The organism is Erysipelothrix amsterdamensis (genome assembly GCF_940143175.1).
GTDB classification, from domain to species: Bacteria; Bacillota_I; Bacilli_A; order Erysipelotrichales; family Erysipelotrichaceae; genus Erysipelothrix; species Erysipelothrix amsterdamensis.
Genome location: NZ_OW659496.1, coordinates 1,053,823 through 1,071,408 on the forward strand (window position 1 = coordinate 1,053,823; position 17,586 = coordinate 1,071,408).

The window sequence follows — 17,586 nt, forward strand, 5'->3', positions numbered from 1 at the left end:
ATTATTATACATGAAAAAACATCGCTATAATAGCGATGTTTCTGCCAATTCATTGATTAACGTCTCCATAGTTTCATGCGTTAAACCTTTAATGCCACAGGCTAAGCGATGTCCACCACCGTTATAACGTTGCGCAATTGTATTAATGGTATTGTTTTGAGATCTCAACGAAGCTTTAAAGGATCCGTCTTCAGTCTGGATAAACAATCCCCAAATTTTAAATTCACGAACTCCAGCCATTGATCCAGTAAACATTTTTGCATCTGATTCTGTGATTTCCATTTGGTCAAGTAACGCTTGATCAATAATCACATAGGCAAATGCATCTTTAACCTGGATATGGTTTTGGATTTCACGATTAATCTCAAAATTTCTACGCGTTCGTAAAAAAAGTGCATGATTAAGTTTTGTGATATTTGCCCCTTCGTCCATAAGCCATGCTGCTGCACGAAGTGTTTTGGATGAAGTCGTTTCAATTGAAAACTTTTGTGTATCCGTCAAAATACCTGACAGAAGCGTATTTGCAACGGATTCATTCATCTTCATTTGAAGTTCATGTAATAAATCTGCAACGATCTCACAAACACTTCCACGACTTGAATCAACAATCTGTAGATCGCCATAGGCATCCACTTCTGGATGATGGTCAATCTTAATAATTGTATCTGCCTCTTGATAACGCTGATCATCAATTCGCTCTTGATTTGCACTATCCAGTACAATTGCTAGAAATGATCCGAGGTCTTCTACACAATCCATGGGTTCATAAATCGTAAAATTATGAAGATCACTTCCTAACATCAAAATTTCCTTTTTTGGATAATTTAACTTTAACCATTTTGCCAGCCCTACCTGAGACCCTAATGCATCTCCATCCGGTTGAACATGACGAAATAAGCAAATTTTATCAAAGGACTCGACGTATTCTAGAAATTTAGTTTTGTTCATTGTGAATACGGTAGGCATCAGTCGCAATGACTAATTCTTCATTTGTTGGACAAACCCAAATATCCATTGATGAAGCATCAGTACTTAATTTAACTTCTTTACCACGTGTTTTGTTGTTTAATTCACGATCATAATCAAGTTTTAGACCTGGTTGCAATACATCTAAAATTGCTTCACGAGTCCCTGTATCGTTTTCACCAAGTCCTGCTGTAAAGACAAGTCCATCAACATGACCTAATTGAAGTGCATAAGCACCAACATATTCTAATACACGTTGTGCATACATCTTGCGTGTTAAAATTGCACGTTCATTACCTTCGTCAATACCATTTTCGATATCGCGAGCATCACTTGAGATTCCACTAATTCCAGCCATACCTGATTTTTTATTGAAAATATCAAGAACTTCTTCTGCAGTAATATCGAGTTTACGCATTAAGTAAGTAACGATTGCAGGATCTAAATCCCCAGTACGTGTACCCATCATTAATCCAGCTAATGGTGTGAATCCCATAGATGTATTAACACATTTTCCACCTTTAACAGCAGAAATAGATGCACCATTTCCTAAGTGAAGTGTAATTAAATTAACATCTTCAACTTTTTTACCCATTAATTCAGCCGTACGTTGTGCTACATATTCATGTGAAATACCGTGTGCACCATAACGACGAACAGCTAAATCACTGTAGTACTCGTATGGTAATGCATACATATACACCTCTTCAGGCATTGTTTGATGGAAAGCAGTGTCAAATGCAAAGATATGTGTCGCATTTGGCAATGCTTCTTTAAATGCACGATATCCAATCAAGTTTGCTGGGTTATGTAATGGCGCTAAATCTGCAAGTTCTTCAACTTGAGCTACTGACACTTCATCGCATAATGCACTTCCTTGGAAAAATTCACCACCATGAACAACACGGTGACCTGCAGCTACAATTTCTGATAAATCAGAAACAATATTTTTTTCCACAAGACCTTTTAACACGAGATCAACCGCTACGTGATGATCAGGAATATCTAATGTATCTGTATCTTTTTGATCGTTATATTTAAATGTGATAATTCCATCATTTAAACCAATACGTTCAACAATACCACTTGTAAGCACTTCTGCTTCTGGCATTTCTAATAATTGAAATTTCAATGAACTACTTCCGGCATTTACCGCTAAAACTTTACTCATAATTTCCTCCTCTATTGAAATCATCTAAGATTTTATTGACTTCCCCATCCCCAAGGGCATAAAGTTTATCAAATAATTTTTGATAGGATGTCGCAACTCCCAACTTTTGCTCATACTCTTCGAGTAATCGGGTTGTTCGATTTAAGTTATCATAAACAGCCGAACGACTAATATTAAGGATATCCGCAATTTCTTGATATGACAAGTCATCTTGGTAATAATATTGAAAAACTTGTATTTGTTTTTCTGTTAACAAACTTTCATAGTAATCAAATAATCGATTTAACTCGACTGCTTTCTCAACGCTCATGATTATCATTAACAAGATGATACAAATAACTTTCAATATCGAAAGCTCTTAAATCACCCACCGTTTCTCCTAAACCAATATGGCTTACCTTGAGATCCAATTCGTCTTTAATACTCAACAACACACCACCTTTAGGCGAACCATCGAGTTTTGTAACAATTAAAGAATTAACCGGAGTCACCTCGGTAAAGGTTTTCGCTTGAGATAATCCGTTTTGACCTGTATTGCCATCAATAACAAGGTAAGTGTGATCGATACTTCCAACTTCACGCTCTAAAACACGCTTCATTTTTTCAAGTTCTTTCATGAGATTAACTTTGTTTTGTAAACGACCTGCACTATCACAAATCATAACGTCAAAATCATGTTCCTTAGCATATCGTGCGGCATCCACATAAACAGATGCGGGATCTTGATTGTCTTTACCACCAACAAAGTCCACACCAATCTCATCGGCCCAAACTTTGAGTTGATTACTTCCGGCAGCTCTAAATGTGTCACCACCTACCAACAAGACTTTATAGCCTTCTTGTTGGTAGTTGTAAGCTAATTTAGCGCATGTCGTCGTTTTCCCAGAACCATTCACACCTACGACCAAAATTGCATTAAGTCGTCCCGGTTCAATGGCATAAGGCTCTAAATTATCACCATACTGTCTTAAAATCACTTCAACAAGAGTCTCTAATGCTTCTTCTTCACTCATTGAAGTCTTAACACTTTTTCTAAATGTTTTGATAATTTTTTGAGCACTTTTCAACGATACATCACTTTGAATCAAAACCGCTAATAGATGATCATACCAGGCATCATCAAACTTTGGTTTCCCAGTGAACATTTGTTTTAATTTATTACCAAAAGATGCTTTAGTAGAATCTAAACCCGTTGAGTAAAGTTCCTGTTCTTTTTGATCTTTTTTATTTGATTTTTTAAACATATCAAAAAATCCCATTATGCTTCCTCCTTTAATTCAATCGCTTCATCCAATCGTACGCGTAGCATGGATGAAACTCCCCGTGTAGGCATTGTAACGCCATATAAGACATCACATTGAGCCATCGTTCCAGATCTATGTGTAATCACCAAGAACTGCGTATCATCACTGAAGTCCTTTATATAGTTTGCTAGGCGCTCTACGTTAGCTTGATCCAACGCAGCTTCAACCTCATCAAAAATACAAAGTGGAACATGACGGGCTTTTAAAATTGCAAACAGTACTGAAATCGCAATTAAACTCTTCTCACCACCCGAAAACAAACGAATATTTTGAACGGATTTCCCCGGTGGCTGAACATCAATATCAATACCTGTATTTAACAGATCATTTTCATCTTCTAATACAAGTTTAGCCTTACCGCCACCAAATAACGCTCCAAAAACTGGTCCCAATTCCGCGTTAATCTTATCAAACATTTCTTTGAACTGTTTGACCATTATTTGATCCATCTCTTCAATGACACCGAGAAGTTTATCCCGTGAAGAAATCAAATCATCGAGTTGTTTTGTTAAGAACTCGTGACGCTCAAACGCCTCTTGGTATTCTTCCGGAGCTTCAAGGTTTACATTTCCTAACGCAGCAATTTCACCACGCAACTTAAGAACCTCGTCGCGACTGTTTGCTGCTGATTCATCATAAATATTTTCAAGAGCATACTCAAAGGTCATTTGATACTCACTGGACAAACGCTCAAGATTTGATTCAAGCCGTGTCGCATGTTTCGTATCACTTAAATTAACCTGATGTTTTTCTTGTGTAAGTTTATTCAGATCGCTGCGGTATTGACGAATCAATACTTCCTTACGTTGCACCTCATTACCGAGGGCTAAACGACGTTCTCGAATTAATGCAAGATTAGAACTTAATTCATCGCGTTCCATATAAGCACGATTCAATTTTCCAATAACTTCATCGACAACATCTTCCGTCATAAACTCGTCATTTGGATTTATTTCCTCATACTCTTGTTGCAAACGTTCATATTTAGAGCGTTTAACATCTAGTAAAGGTTCTAATTGTGCTAATGCAATACGACGTTGCATTAAAACATCGTTCGTCTCTTTTAAAGTCGTTTGTAACATGCGTACTTCATTTTCCGAAAATACGATACGATCTTTTAATTTTGTAATTTCTTCTTCTAACGATTCCTTGTCGCGTTTAAGCGTTAGCATTGATTGCTGATTATTTTTTGTTTTACCACCAGACATTGTTCCACCGCGGTGCATTACATCACCATCAAGTGTAACAATTTTGTAGGAATGATGGAGTTGCTTAGCAAGACGGTTTGCATCTTCAATTGTAGATACAACAAGAACATTCCCAAGCAAGCTTTCTTTTAAGATATCAAACACATCATCATTTGATACAAAATCTGAAGCGACGCCCATAAATCCTGGTGCATGCTCACAAACAGTTAGAGCATCTTCAGAAACAGAACGTGATTTACATGATGTTAAAGGAATAAAGGTCGCTCTTCCCGACATATTTTTCTTTAGAAAATTAATGGCGTTCACGGCAGCTTTATCGTTTTCTGTAACGATATGAACCATCGATCCCGCTAAAGCGGTTGTTATCGCTAATTCTAAACCGGACTCAGGCGTAAAAACATTTCCAACTGCATCAAGAACTCCAAAAAGAGACGCTTTGTTGTTCATAACCGCTTGAACCCCTGCTTGTGATTCAAAAGGTCGCTCTAAACGATGTACAACAAGTTCTAAGCGGTTTTTTAATTGGTTTAATGATGACATTAAAGCATTGAGTGATTGTTGTTTATCTGCGAGTTCTCGATTTTTTTCATATGTTGTTTCTGTTAAAAGTTCAACTTCCGCATTCAGTTTTTTGTGACGTTCTTTTCGTTCGTCAAATTCCAACTTGGCATCATTCATCGCCGCAAACAATTCTTGAGCTTTAGCTTGTTTGTCACCAACTTCTAAGGTGTACTTACGACGCTCATCAATTTCAACTTTACGTGTTTCCAAAATACCGATTTCACGGACAAATTGCATCACCTTCTCTTGTCCTTTAACAATATCTTGATCCATTTTAAATATTTCTTGACGTTTTTCTTGAAGCTCATGGTCATAAACACCAATATTTGTTTCTAAAGAAGCAATCTCCGACTCCAAACGATAGGTATCGTTTTTATTTGAATCAATAAGTTCTTCTAGTTCTTTAATTTCACGACAAATTACAGAAACCTCAATTGACTCAAGCAATGCTTTTTTTTCTTTGTATTGTTCCGCTTTTTTCGCAGCACGCTTTAAAGAACCCACTTGACGTGTTATTTCATCCACAATATCTTGCATTCGATCAACATTTTCTTTTGTACGTTCAAGTTTATTGATGGATTCAATCTTTCGTTTTTTGTATTTGGAAACCCCTGCTGCCTCTTCGAAAATAACACGACGTTCAATTGGCTTTGCCTCCGCAAAATAACTGATTGTCCCTTGTGAAATAATCGATAATGAGTCTCTACCTAATCCCGTGTCCATAACTAAATCATGGACATCGCGTAATCGGCACGGAACTTTATTAATGAGATATTCCGATTCTCGTGTATCTCGATAAAGTCTACGCGTTATTTCTAACTCTTCATAGTCACTATTGAGTGGTCGTGCTTCGTTATTGAAGACGAGTGTAACCTCCGCAAGGTTAACCTTCCGGCGCGTTTCAGACCCATTAAAAATAACATCAGTCATACTCGAGCCACGCATTGATTTTACGGACTGTTCTCCTAAAACCCAACGTATCGCATCACTAATGTTACTTTTCCCACATCCATTTGGACCTACAATACCAGTAACGGCATCATCGAAGTTAATTATAACTTTATCTGCAAACGATTTAAAACCTTGCATTTCTATCTTTTTGAGGAACATAGAAACCCCCATTCTTATATGGTCTTATTATACCGTAATATCTTGAAACATGAAAGATGTATCCAACAATTTGATTTTCTGTCTACAAAGTGCTATTCTTTTATTGGCTACGTTAGGAGGAAATATGCGAAAACGAATTATTCTAATTGCGTTTACTGCAGTTGCACTCGTGTCTTTATTTGTCGTTTTATACGATCAATTTAAACCCAAAACAAGTGCTCTAACGCTGCGTGCCGGTATGCCTGAGAGCGAAACGGTTATTAAACTTAATGAAATCCAGACTTTTTTAAATGATAATCCAGGACAACACGTATTTTTACTTAAAGATGGTGATTCTGATTCTGACTATGTTGAAGATGCCCTACTAGCACCTTTAACAACAGAACAAGAAGTACGTCCCACACCGGAAATCATTTCAATTGATATGTCTGAAGCTCAAAACATATCTGTAACACGCTTAAAACAATTATTGGGTGTTGAAAAATATCCAGCATTTGTCGTAATTGAAGCTAAAAAGGATAAGGTAGATGTGAAATCTACGCTTGTATTTAAACAAGACAATCCCTTTACGAGCGACGATCTGAAAACATGGTTTTTTGATAACGGTCTCTGGACTGGTCCTTATGGAATTGAAAACAAAAAATCATAAAACAAATACGATTTAAATCTATAAAGAAAACGTACAAGACTAACCTGTACGTTTTTTTTATAGATTTAAAATAAATTCCTGACATAAAGTTGCACTAACTTTACTTGCTAAAGGTAAGTATTGTTCGAAATCAATGTCATTTTCTGGGTCATGCGTAACATCCGATAATCCTCTTAAGACAAGAAATGGTGTTTGACTACGGTGACACACATGAGCAATCGCCGTCGCTTCCATCTCAACACAGATAGCTTCTGAAAAATGTTCTTGAATAGTTAAGAATGCCTGTGATGACTTTGTTACAAATTGATCTCCCGAAACGATAAGACCGACATGGTAACGCTTTTCCATACTTTCAAGAGTTTTTTTAGCTGTTTGGAAAAGTTTTGCATCTGTCTCAAAAATAAATCGTTTATCTGTTTGAGTACCCGGTCCAATATCGAGATCGTGGTATTGAAGGTGTGTCGCAACAACCATATCACCATGCTTTTGGTCAGGTCTTAGCCCCCCAGCACTCCCAATGTTTAATACCATTTGTGGATTAAATACTCCGATTAAGCAAGAAGCTGTATAGGCTGCGTTGACTTTACCGACACCACTTTGCGCTACGATCACTTCTTGATTCGAAAGTATACCAGTATATACATCTACTCCCGATACATTACTTGACTCAACTGCTGACATCAATGATGTTAATGCAGATACTTCTTCTTGCATAGCACCTATAATTAAAATCATATGCACTCCTTTGTGATGACAAACATCACTTTTTCACCTTCAGAACTGATACCTGCGTGGTTAAAATCAGTATAAGTACTTACCGAATAACCATGTTTCTCATACGCAGAAATAAGAATTTCCGGACTAAACACCCACTGATAAACACTGTCAAATGTTCCATCAAGAAAATTAATGACATGGACTAAATGAGAACCATCAACTTCAATTTGATATGCGTAATCAAAGGAATCTGTTGATCCTTCTTCATAATAATCATCCGCGAATTCGTTCAAACGATGAGGATGGTGACAATCTAAGATAATGTGTGATGAAAGCTTGACGCTTTGATCTACAAATTTTAATAAATCTTCCTCAGTGAGAATGTAATTGAGACTATCACCAACACATACTAAAGTGTCATAAGTTTTTTCATCTGTGTAGGTTAAGAAATCTCCTTGAACCATTTTCGTCATTAATTCAGGATATTTTTCATAACCAAGTGCAAGCATTGAATCATCGAGATCAACACCTTTAACGTCATACTGCTCATTAAGTTCCTTCAGTAAATCACCTGTTCCACATGCTAATTCAAGTAATGACTCTCCTACCGCATGCTTTGTGATAAATTGTTTATATAACTGAGTTCCTTCTTTTGAGGCAAAAAGACTATCGTAATACGTTTTCATCGATATAGTCCTGATAAAGTTTTTCTAAATTGTAATGACCACGTTCCTCAGTTAAAAATAAGTGGACGACTACATCATAAGCATCAATAAGAATCCATGTTGATCCGTGTTGACGCTCAATACTGCGGATTTTATATCCTTCTTTTTCAATTGCAACTTCCACAAACTCAGCAATTGCATTAATTTGACGTACACTGGGTGCATCCGCAATTACAAAATAATCACAAAGTGGATTTTCTCGTTTAAAATCAACTGTTACAATGTCATTTGCTTTTTTCTCATCCATTGTTTTCACAATTACATCTAATAAATTATTCATTATGTCTCCTTAAATAGGCATCTTGTGCCTTTTTCACTTCTTTAAACCCACCAACCAAATTTTGTTTTGATAATGTTATTAGGGGCTCACTGTCGTAGCCTCTACCCCGTTCGCACTTATCAGCAATATATAAAATCATTCCAATTTTATTTGTTGATGCGCCATTAACATGTCCTCGAATTGCATTTAAAACCTGCTTATCTCGAACATAGTATTTCTTTGAAAGTTCCGAAGCCGCTGCAAATCCATGATAAAATGCCGGATGTAATCCAACTTGACTGGGATAATTTGATTTCATGGTATTGAGTAAATTTTCTTTTGAATCTTCCTTACATAAATCATGAATCATGCAAGCAAGTGTAACCCGGTCTTTATCAATATTATGAGCATCAGCTAATTCTAAAGCAACTTCTTTAACTCTCAAGACATGTTCATAACGCTTTTGAGAAACACGATTTCTTAATATTTCGTCCAGATACAGACTGTGTTTGGTCATGTATTGAAGAACTCGTGGTGAAGTCTTAGTAATTGATCCCTTACGGATCTCGGTCGAACTTATCGGTAAAACAGGGCCTGTAACAATCGGAAATTGTGTTTCAATATTAAAATCACGTGCATACATGATGAATTGTACTCTTTGATTTAACTCGTCAATATCTTTCCATTTGTCTAGAGTAGGCAATTGATCCGAACCAATTAACCATTCAAATTCGCAATCCCTGTTCTGTGCTTTAAGTATTCGAACTGTATCGATCGAATAGGAAGGTAAAGGTAATTTGGATTCAAGATCAATGGCTTTCATCTTATGATAAGGTTCGATCATCAATTGAACCATCTTAAATCGATGATGAAAGGAAGAACTACCTTCTTTAAAAGGATTTTGCGCACTTACAACAAACCATAGTTCATCCGCTTTACGTTGTTTTAGGGCATTCTTTGCCATCATTAGATGACCATCATGAATGGGGTCAAAACTCCCCCCAAACAAGATTATTTTTCTCAAACTTTAATACGTCCGTTTTTACTGTAACGATAGAAAACCGCAACGCGCCCTATTTTACTTACTAAATCACAACTAAAACGGTCTTCAAACGCTTCAACTGCCTCTAAAATGGTAACATCTGAATTCTTTTGGATACTTACTTTCACAAGATTATGAGCTAACATGGATGTTTCGAATGTTTCATATACAGTCTCTGTTAATCCGTTTTTTCCAATAAATACAGTTGTTTTCTCCTCATGAGAAATTCGTTTTAATTCTTTTTTTTGATCTTTACTTAACATTAAATGATCGCCTTTCTGATTACGACTTCAGCTTCTTTATCGAAACTTGTCTCTAATTCTTTTAATTCACCTTGAATACTAATAAATCCAACATCGAAAATCTCGATATCAATATGCTTATCGGTCACAGGCCACTTTTTCTTACGATAGGAAGGATTTTGAATCATAAATTCATGTTCTAATCCAAAATTTGCTTCAAGTCGTTCCGGTTTAATACGTTTTAATTCAAACGGAAGATAAGAGACAACATGAACGTGTGATTTAGGACTTACCGTGATGGCACCTAAATTACCAATCATAATTGTTTGCTTTTCATACAATTGATATACTGCCGGCTTGAGCGTTTTTTGAGGCGCTAACATCACGAGGTTCTCATCGGTAAACTTCGTTAAAAGGTTTGTTTCATTGCTTAATCCCGGTGTATCATAAACATCATAATTTTCCGTCTCAATATGCAATACATCTGCAGTTGTGGAAGCTACTGGAGATACCGATAAATCATTTTTACCCATCAGTGCATTAAGCAAAGACGACTTTCCTGCGTTGACACATCCAACAAATGCACACGGCGCGTCCTCTAAGTAAGGATTTAACGATTCAAGTGTATTCTTTTTCAAAGCAGAAACGTAGACTATATCCATCAACGAAACATCTTCATCTTTTAATGATCGCATAATTGCATTTGTTAGTTTGTTATTTGAAACAGACTTTGGTAGAAGGTCACGCTTATTTACAACAAGCACAACACTTTTATTTCTTAATGCACGAAGTAATCCTGTGTGCATACTTTGATTCAGATGCATGATATCTAAAACCCATAAGATATGGCCTTCAAAACGCTCAATAAACTCAAGCGTTGTTCCATCATTCACATCTGCTTTAACCCGTTTAAAATCACGATAATGCTTTAAACGAAAACACGACTGACAATAATCATTTTCAATTGCCTTCGCATAGCCACGTGTTGTTGTATCTTCAGTTTGTAATACTGAACCACAACCAACGCATTTTTTATTTTCCATATATATTTACCCTTTCAAAAATGGTATCTACTCTTCTTAAAAAGTAGTTTAAATCAAAACACTGTTCTAATTGTTCTTGAGTCATCAATGTTAATACGTTACCGTTTTCAATAAGCACGTCTAAGAAAGATGTATGCGTATTGTAAGCCTCCATTGCAAGGGGCTGGATTAAGTCATACGCTTCTTCACGACTTAGACCTGCTTTATCAATCAATGTAGTCATTACACGTTGCGCAAAAATAACACCGTGTGTCAAGTTGATATTATCCACCATTTTGTCTTCATAAACAACTAAATTCGCAACAATTCGTGTAAATCGATGCAACATATAGTCTAATAAGGTAATTGCATCCGGAAAAATAATTCGTTCTGCACTCGAATGGGATATATCGCGCTCATGCCATAACGAAACATTTTCAAACGAAGTTAGCATATAACCACGGATTACACGTGCACATCCCGCCATATTTTCGCTGCTTATTGGATTTCGCTTATGTGGCATTGCCGAAGAACCTTTTTGACCTTTATTGAAGAATTCTTCAACCTCTCCAACTTCAGTACGTTGAAGATGACGAATCTCCGTTGCAATTTTCTCAATACTTGTTGCAATCATTGCAAGCGTTGACATATAAAAGGCATGACGATCTCTTTGTAACACTTGTGTTGAAATATTTGTTGATGTAATCCCTAATTGAGAACAAACATAATCTTGAACAAATGGATCTGTATTAGCAAAATTACCAACAGCCCCACTGATTTTACCCGCCTCTAAATCGCTGCGAGCAGCTTGAAAACGTCCAAGATTTCGATTCATTTCATCATACCAAAGTGCAAACTTTAGTCCAAAACTCGTTATATCGGCATGAATTCCATGTGTTCGCCCAATACAAGGGGTGTCCTTATATCGTATCGCTTGTTGTCTTAAAACTTCAATAAAATCCAAAAGTCCCTGCTCTAAGATATCATTTGCTTGCTTATAAATATATCCATAGGCTGTATCTACAACATCCGTACTCGTCAAACCGTAATGAATCCATCGTTTCTCATCACCCAGTGTTTCACTTACCGCTCTTGTAAATGCGACAACATCATGGCGAGTTTCAGCTTCAATTTCATAAATACGATTGATATCAAAGGAAGCATTTTCTTGCAATGCTTTCAGATCGTTATCTGGAACTACCCCCAGTTGATTGAATGCCTCTGCTGCATGAATCTCGACTTTGAGCCACGCTTCAAAACGAAACTGATCGTTAAAAATTGTTTTCATTACATCTCTTGAATACCGATTAATCATAAAACCTCCTAATTGAAATAATAAAGTCTGGAAGTATACAACCGCCAGACTTGGTTTTGTAAGGTCGAACGTAATAACTCTACCCTACAATTATACATAATTATAAATCAAGTTTCAAAGGTTCAGTAACGCTTTTATCTTCTACTTTAGGAATTGCAACTTTCACAACATGAACAAGAGGTCTCAATATTGAGAAATCTTTTTCGGAAGTTACCGTTGAGAAGGTTGCATCTGCAGACATAATTGGAACATCTTTAATTGGAATAATAGAAGTATGATCATTATAAATTAAGATATGATCTTGAATATTTCCTACAAAGATTTCTCCCAAATAGTGCGGGTTACTCTTAACCATCTTCACAATCGAGGTTCCTTGTGTCGCCCGATTGTTTATCGCTATATCGTGTGCTTTAATCCGCTTCATTTGGAATCGATCCGATACAAAGACAACTTCAGATTCATCCGATAAGCCCATTGTTGATACAACACGATCATTAAGTTTTAATTTCATCCCGATAACACCTTTAGCACGAAGTCCAATGGGATTAATCTCAGAGAGATCAAGACGCATACATTGACCTTCTTTACTTACAAGAAGTAAATGTTCATCATTTGTAGTAATAACCGCACCAACTAATTCATCATGCTTACCTAACTTCATAACATCGTAAAGTCGATTGGTACGTTTTACTTCAAGTTCGGAAATTGCTGTTTTCTTAATCATACCGGATGCAGTAGATGTCACAATAAAACGATACGTATCAAATGATTTTAACGTAAAGACACTAATGATTTTTTCATTAGGATCACATTTCATGTATTGATTAATATGTGACCCCGTATCGCGCCAACGTGCTTCATCAATCTCATGAACTAAAATCATTCCATATCGCCCTTTTGAAGTCACAAAAACGAGATAATCCGTTGTTTCAACTTCTGAACTGAATACAGGCATATCTTCATCCATAAGCGCGATCACATCTTTTTGACTTGAACCATATGATCGTAAGGAAACTTTTTTAAGGTATCCATCACGCGATACAGTAACCATGACAGCTTCATTCGTAATAAGACTGAGATGATCCACTTCCAATTCCGAAATCTCTGCTTCTATTGCAGATCTTCGCGGTGTATCAAACGCTTCTTTTATTTCCATAAACTCTTTAACGATCATATTATTCAACATATCGATATTATGAATAACAAGATCAAGATATTCAAGCTCATTGGCAAGCTTAGCGAACTCATCACGAAGCGCATTAATATCTGTTGAAGATAAACGATATAACTGTAAATCAACAATCGCAGTCGCTTGTGCTTCTGTAAATCCAAACTCAGCCATGATATTATTGCGAGACTCTGATCGGTTATTTGAACTACGAATAACCGCAATAATTTCATCGAGGATTGAAGTTGCTTTCATCAGTCCTTCAAGAATATGTAATCGTTTTTCTTTTTGTTCGTAGCGATATTTACTACGATTTAAGACAACTTCTTGTCTAAATTTCAAATACGCATCAAGCACTTCTAAAAGACCACAAACCTTAGGACGTTGATCTACAATCGCAACCATATTCGCATTGTAATAAACTTGCAATTCAGTGTATTTATAGAAGAGATTAAGAATACTTTCGACATTCGCATCCCGTTTGCAGTCAATAACAATTCGTAGACCCGTACGGTCCGATTCATCTCGAACATCCATAACATCGCCAAAACCTTCACTGGCTTTCGTAAATCGTAATTCATCAATTTTACGCACTACATTCGACTTAATCACCTCATAAGGTAACTCTGTAATGACAATTTGTTTCATGCTTTTATTTTCAACAATCTCTGCTTTAGCACGAACTACAATACGTCCCTTACCCTTGCGAATGATATCTTCAATTCCTTCTTGCCCTTGAATAATAGCACCCGTTGGAAAGTCAGGACCTTGAACCATCGTCATAATCTCTTCAACACTACAATTTGGATTATGTAAACGATAGATGGACGCATCCATAATTTCATTGAGATTAAACGGAGGAATGTTTGTTGCATATCCTGCAGCAATCCCTGTAGAACCGTTTACCAAAAGGTTCGGATAACGAGCCGGTAAAACAGAAGGTTCCGTCGTCATATCATCAAAGTTTAATACAAATGGAACTACTTCTTCATCAATGTTTTCTAAAAGTTTTTGTGATAATTTTGAAATACGTGCTTCCGTATAACGCATAGCAGCTGCAGGATCATCATCAATACTCCCATTATTCCCTTGCATGTCAATGAGCGGCATATTCATCTTCCAAGATTGTGACATACGGACCATTGCCTCATAAACAGAACTATCTCCGTGCGGATGATAATTACCAATTACAAGACCAACTGTTTTGGCAGATTTACGATATGGTTTATCATAAAAGTTTTTATCATGAAACATCGCATACAAAATACGACGTTGAACTGGTTTTAATCCATCACGTACATCGGGGAGTGCACGTTCCTGAATTATATATTTTGAATACCTACCAAATCGTTCACCAACAATGTCTTCGATAGGTAACTTAATCAATGAATCATGCGACATGTGGATCCTCCTCTAACGTAAACGCGACATTTTGTTCAATCCATTCACGACGAACATCAACTTTATCTCCCATAAGTACTGAGACACGCTTATCTGCAACTAAAAAGTCATCAATTTGAACTTGAATTAACGAACGTGTTTCTGGATCCATTGTAGTTTCCCAAAGTTGATCCGCATTCATTTCACCAAGTCCTTTGTAACGTTGCAATTCAATTTTACCGTATTGTTTTCGGTATGTTTCCAATTCATCTTCTGTATAAGCATAATGAACGTTCTTTCCGGATTTGACACGATAAAGTGGCGGTTGAGCAATGTAAACATATCCAGCTTCAACGAGCGGACGCATATGTCTGAAGAAAAAGGTTAACAATAACACTTGAATGTGGGCACCATCTGTATCCGCATCGGTCATAATAATGATTTTGTTATAGTTACAGTCTTTTAATTCAAAATCTTTACCGACACCTGCTCCCACACAATGAATGATGGTATTAAGTTCTTCATTTTTAAGAATATCTTCAAATTTTGCTTTTTGGGTATTTAGTACTTTCCCTCGTAAAGGTAAAATAGCTTGGAATTTACTATCACGGCCTTGCTTTGCACTACCACCCGCAGAATCCCCTTCCACTAAATACAATTCATTTTTATTTTTATTTCGTGTTTGCGCATTCGCAAGTTTTCCTGATAAAATGCGCTCAATTTTATTTCGCTTTCCATTTCGTGCTTGTTCTCGTGCCTTTCGAGCAGCTAAACGAGCATGGGAGGCTTTTTGTATTTTTGTAATAATCTTTGTAGCTTCTTCATGATGAACATCTAAGTAGTAAGGTAATTGCTCTGAAATAACTGCATCAACCACACCTTTCGCAACAGGTGTTCCCAGTTTACCTTTAGTTTGTCCTTCGAATTGAAGTAAATTTTCCGGAATACTTACAGAAAGAATGACTGAAAGACCCTCGCGAACATCATTCCCTTCAAAATTCTTTTCTTTATCTTTAAGAAGGTTATGTTTACGTGCCCATTCATTAATAACTTTTGTAAATCCTGAACGGAAACCCGCAACATGGGTACCTCCGTCATGAGTGCGAACAAGGTTTACATAAGAGTAAGTATCTTCGTTGTATCCTTCATTATATTGCAACGCAATCTGAACCGAAATACCCTGATCAGAACCATTTAATAGGATGACGTCGTTTAGAACTTCTTGATCCTCATGAATGTATTCCATAAACGCTTCCAGACCTTTTTCGTAGCGATACTCGCGCGTTACATTAACACGCTCATCAGTAACGATAAATTGAATTCCTTGCAGTAAAAAAGCACTTTCTTGAACGCGTTCACAAATAGTATCAAAACTAAATTTTGAATTTTTAAAAATCGTTGGATCTGCTTTAAAACGAACACGGCTTCCTATTGGACCACGATCACTTGTTTTTTTAAGTGGTTCAATTTCTTTACCACCATTTCTAAAAGTCATATTATAAGTTCCGTCTTTACGGAAGACACTCACATTAACCTCTTCGCTTAGCGCATTCACAACAGATGCACCAACACCGTGAAGACCCCCACTTGTTTTATACCCACCTGCTTCAGAAAATTTTCCACCGGCATGAAGCACAGTAAAAATGACCTGTAATGCACTGACTCCACTCGTGTGTGTCTCAATCGGCATTCCTCGACCCTCATCTCGAATCGATACAGTCATATCATCTTCTATATTTAAACGAATTGTCGTCCCATAACCATTAAGGGCCTCGTCAATCGCATTATCCATAATTTCCCATACTAAATGATGCAAACCACGTGAATCGGTAGATCCAATGTACATCCCAGGGCGTTTTCTTACAGCTTCAAGACCTTCTAGAATTTCAATACTTGATGCTGAATAATTTTGTGTACTCAAGCTCTCCAACTCCTCTCAACGTGTATTATATCATGACCTAATGATTATTTGAGTACTAAAAGTTTAACCATCATGAAAAGTTCTTTTAACTTTGCCATTGAACATGGTAAAATGATTTTGAGGTGAATTTATGGAAATATTATTAGCAAGTGTCCTTGGGTATCTCTTAGGATCAATTCCCAATGCATTAGTCATTGGAAAAGTATTTTTTAATACGGATATCCGTGAACACGGTTCTGGAAATCTTGGGGGAACAAACGCTGGTCGAACACTCGGTGCGAAAGCTGGCGTTGCAGTTGCGATATTGGATGTCTTAAAAGCAACCATTGCTATGGTTATTACTAATTTAGTGTTCCCAGAAGCAACTATCTATGCTGGTTTTTTCGCTACATTGGGTCACTGCTTTCCAGTGTTTGCTAAGTTTAAAGGTGGCAAGGCTGTTTCAACTGCGATGGGGTTTTTACTGGGAATTTCAATTCTTGTCACAAAAAGACCTGTACTTCATTTTATAGTTCCAGTTCTTCTATTTTTTGCAGCGCTGTATCTATCTAAAATGGTTTCGTTATCTGCTATGGTTTCAGTTATTACTGCAGTCGTTATTCTTGGTTTATCACAAGAAAACATTCAAGTTACAATTGCTTTCGCAATCATTGCAGCGATCGTTATCTATCGACACCGTTCAAACATTCAAAGAATTCTTGACGGTTCCGAACGAAAAATTACATGGATGTAGAGGGAAGTTTCCCTCTTTTTTTGTATAGATTTGGTGAAGATATTGAAAATAGTGAAAATAGTGATATAATTATGCCATATTATAATCAAGGAG

Annotated in this window: 16 protein-coding genes; 2 read left to right on the forward strand and 14 right to left on the reverse strand. The window is 36.7% G+C overall.

What is annotated here, in order from left to right:
- Positions 1-24 precede the first annotated feature (24 nt).
- From NMG63_RS04935 to NMG63_RS04955, 5 genes are read right to left on the reverse strand one after another with little or no spacing between them, the layout of a single operon-like run.
- The gene (locus NMG63_RS04935) at positions 25-948 is read right to left on the reverse strand and encodes a DHH family phosphoesterase (RefSeq protein WP_254006525.1); all 924 of its coding nucleotides are present in this window, start codon (positions 946-948) and stop codon (positions 25-27) included.
- Complete coding sequence (locus NMG63_RS04940) at positions 935-2,137, reverse strand: acetate/propionate family kinase (RefSeq protein WP_254006526.1); 1,203 nt, start codon at positions 2,135-2,137, stop codon at positions 935-937. The genes NMG63_RS04935 and NMG63_RS04940 overlap by 14 nt, the downstream gene beginning before the upstream one ends.
- Positions 2,130-2,447 carry a YlxM family DNA-binding protein gene (ylxM, locus tag NMG63_RS04945; RefSeq protein ID WP_013853002.1) on the reverse strand — a complete coding sequence of 106 codons (318 nt, stop codon included), beginning with the start codon at positions 2,445-2,447 and terminating at the stop codon, positions 2,130-2,132. Before ylxM ends, NMG63_RS04940 begins: the two co-directional genes overlap by 8 nt.
- Entirely contained in the window at positions 2,437-3,396 is a 960-nt protein-coding gene (gene ftsY / locus NMG63_RS04950; RefSeq protein WP_254006527.1) for a signal recognition particle-docking protein FtsY, read from the reverse strand. Before ftsY ends, ylxM begins: the two co-directional genes overlap by 11 nt.
- Positions 3,396-6,320, reverse strand: coding sequence for an AAA family ATPase (locus NMG63_RS04955; RefSeq protein ID WP_254006528.1), 2,925 nt, complete (start codon positions 6,318-6,320; stop codon positions 3,396-3,398). Before NMG63_RS04955 ends, ftsY begins: the two co-directional genes overlap by 1 nt.
- Positions 6,321-6,444: 124 nt before the next feature.
- On the opposite strand from NMG63_RS04955, the gene NMG63_RS04960 reads away from it, so the two are divergent.
- Entirely contained in the window at positions 6,445-6,969 is a 525-nt protein-coding gene (locus tag NMG63_RS04960) for a hypothetical protein (RefSeq protein ID WP_254006529.1), read from the forward strand.
- Positions 6,970-7,026: 57 nt separating this feature from the next.
- Here the strand turns inward: NMG63_RS04960 and NMG63_RS04965 are convergent, their stop codons facing one another.
- The 9 genes from NMG63_RS04965 to parE all read right to left on the reverse strand — a co-directional run bounded on the left by NMG63_RS04965 (position 7,027) and on the right by parE (position 16,760).
- Positions 7,027-7,704, reverse strand: a complete 678-nt coding sequence (locus tag NMG63_RS04965) for a 5'-methylthioadenosine/adenosylhomocysteine nucleosidase (RefSeq protein WP_254006530.1) — start codon at positions 7,702-7,704, stop codon at positions 7,027-7,029.
- Entirely contained in the window at positions 7,701-8,372 is a 672-nt protein-coding gene (locus NMG63_RS04970) for a class I SAM-dependent methyltransferase (RefSeq protein WP_254006531.1), read from the reverse strand. Before NMG63_RS04970 ends, NMG63_RS04965 begins: the two co-directional genes overlap by 4 nt.
- Positions 8,353-8,691: a ribosome silencing factor gene (gene rsfS, locus NMG63_RS04975; RefSeq protein WP_123171425.1), complete on the reverse strand. Its 339-nt coding sequence runs from the start codon at positions 8,689-8,691 to the stop codon at positions 8,353-8,355. The genes NMG63_RS04970 and rsfS overlap by 20 nt, the downstream gene beginning before the upstream one ends.
- Complete coding sequence (gene nadD, locus NMG63_RS04980; RefSeq protein WP_256478920.1) at positions 8,684-9,694, reverse strand: nicotinate (nicotinamide) nucleotide adenylyltransferase; 1,011 nt, start codon at positions 9,692-9,694, stop codon at positions 8,684-8,686. Before nadD ends, rsfS begins: the two co-directional genes overlap by 8 nt.
- Entirely contained in the window at positions 9,691-9,975 is a 285-nt protein-coding gene (locus NMG63_RS04985) for a YhbY family RNA-binding protein (RefSeq protein ID WP_254006533.1), read from the reverse strand. The genes nadD and NMG63_RS04985 overlap by 4 nt, the downstream gene beginning before the upstream one ends.
- Complete coding sequence (locus tag NMG63_RS04990; protein ID WP_254006534.1) at positions 9,975-10,997, reverse strand: GTPase; 1,023 nt, start codon at positions 10,995-10,997, stop codon at positions 9,975-9,977. Before NMG63_RS04990 ends, NMG63_RS04985 begins: the two co-directional genes overlap by 1 nt.
- Complete coding sequence (purB, locus tag NMG63_RS04995) at positions 10,987-12,291, reverse strand: adenylosuccinate lyase (protein WP_254006535.1); 1,305 nt, start codon at positions 12,289-12,291, stop codon at positions 10,987-10,989. The genes NMG63_RS04990 and purB overlap by 11 nt, the downstream gene beginning before the upstream one ends.
- A 100-nt stretch (positions 12,292-12,391) precedes the next feature.
- Entirely contained in the window at positions 12,392-14,860 is a 2,469-nt protein-coding gene (gene parC, locus NMG63_RS05000) for a DNA topoisomerase IV subunit A (protein ID WP_254006536.1), read from the reverse strand.
- Positions 14,850-16,760, reverse strand: a complete 1,911-nt coding sequence (gene parE / locus NMG63_RS05005) for a DNA topoisomerase IV subunit B (protein WP_123171420.1) — start codon at positions 16,758-16,760, stop codon at positions 14,850-14,852. Before parE ends, parC begins: the two co-directional genes overlap by 11 nt.
- A 130-nt stretch (positions 16,761-16,890) precedes the next feature.
- On the opposite strand from parE, the gene plsY reads away from it, so the two are divergent.
- Positions 16,891-17,493 (forward strand): glycerol-3-phosphate 1-O-acyltransferase PlsY, encoded by a 603-nt coding sequence (gene plsY / locus NMG63_RS05010; protein ID WP_254006537.1) that lies wholly within the window; start codon positions 16,891-16,893, stop codon positions 17,491-17,493.
- Positions 17,494-17,586: the final 93 nt, after the last annotated feature.

What these genes read in the sequence shown, in the direction of transcription:
- NMG63_RS04935 (WP_254006525.1), bottom strand. Translation starts at nt 948, where the DNA reads ATGAACAAAACTAAATTTCTAGAATACGTCGAGTCCTTTGATAAAATT.
- NMG63_RS04940 (WP_254006526.1), bottom strand. Translation starts at nt 2,137, where the DNA reads ATGAGTAAAGTTTTAGCGGTAAATGCCGGAAGTAGTTCATTGAAATTT.
- ylxM (WP_013853002.1), bottom strand. Translation starts at nt 2,447, where the DNA reads ATGAGCGTTGAGAAAGCAGTCGAGTTAAATCGATTATTTGATTACTAT.
- ftsY (WP_254006527.1), bottom strand. Translation starts at nt 3,396, where the DNA reads ATGGGATTTTTTGATATGTTTAAAAAATCAAATAAAAAAGATCAAAAA.
- NMG63_RS04955 (WP_254006528.1), bottom strand. Translation starts at nt 6,320, where the DNA reads ATGTTCCTCAAAAAGATAGAAATGCAAGGTTTTAAATCGTTTGCAGAT.
- NMG63_RS04960 (WP_254006529.1), top strand. Translation starts at nt 6,445, where the DNA reads ATGCGAAAACGAATTATTCTAATTGCGTTTACTGCAGTTGCACTCGTG.
- NMG63_RS04965 (WP_254006530.1), bottom strand. Translation starts at nt 7,704, where the DNA reads ATGATTTTAATTATAGGTGCTATGCAAGAAGAAGTATCTGCATTAACA.
- NMG63_RS04970 (WP_254006531.1), bottom strand. Translation starts at nt 8,372, where the DNA reads ATGAAAACGTATTACGATAGTCTTTTTGCCTCAAAAGAAGGAACTCAG.
- rsfS (WP_123171425.1), bottom strand. Translation starts at nt 8,691, where the DNA reads ATGAATAATTTATTAGATGTAATTGTGAAAACAATGGATGAGAAAAAA.
- NMG63_RS04985 (WP_254006533.1), bottom strand. Translation starts at nt 9,975, where the DNA reads ATGTTAAGTAAAGATCAAAAAAAAGAATTAAAACGAATTTCTCATGAG.
- NMG63_RS04990 (WP_254006534.1), bottom strand. Translation starts at nt 10,997, where the DNA reads ATGGAAAATAAAAAATGCGTTGGTTGTGGTTCAGTATTACAAACTGAA.
- purB (WP_254006535.1), bottom strand. Translation starts at nt 12,291, where the DNA reads ATGATTAATCGGTATTCAAGAGATGTAATGAAAACAATTTTTAACGAT.
- parC (WP_254006536.1), bottom strand. Translation starts at nt 14,860, where the DNA reads ATGTCGCATGATTCATTGATTAAGTTACCTATCGAAGACATTGTTGGT.
- plsY (WP_254006537.1), top strand. Translation starts at nt 16,891, where the DNA reads ATGGAAATATTATTAGCAAGTGTCCTTGGGTATCTCTTAGGATCAATT.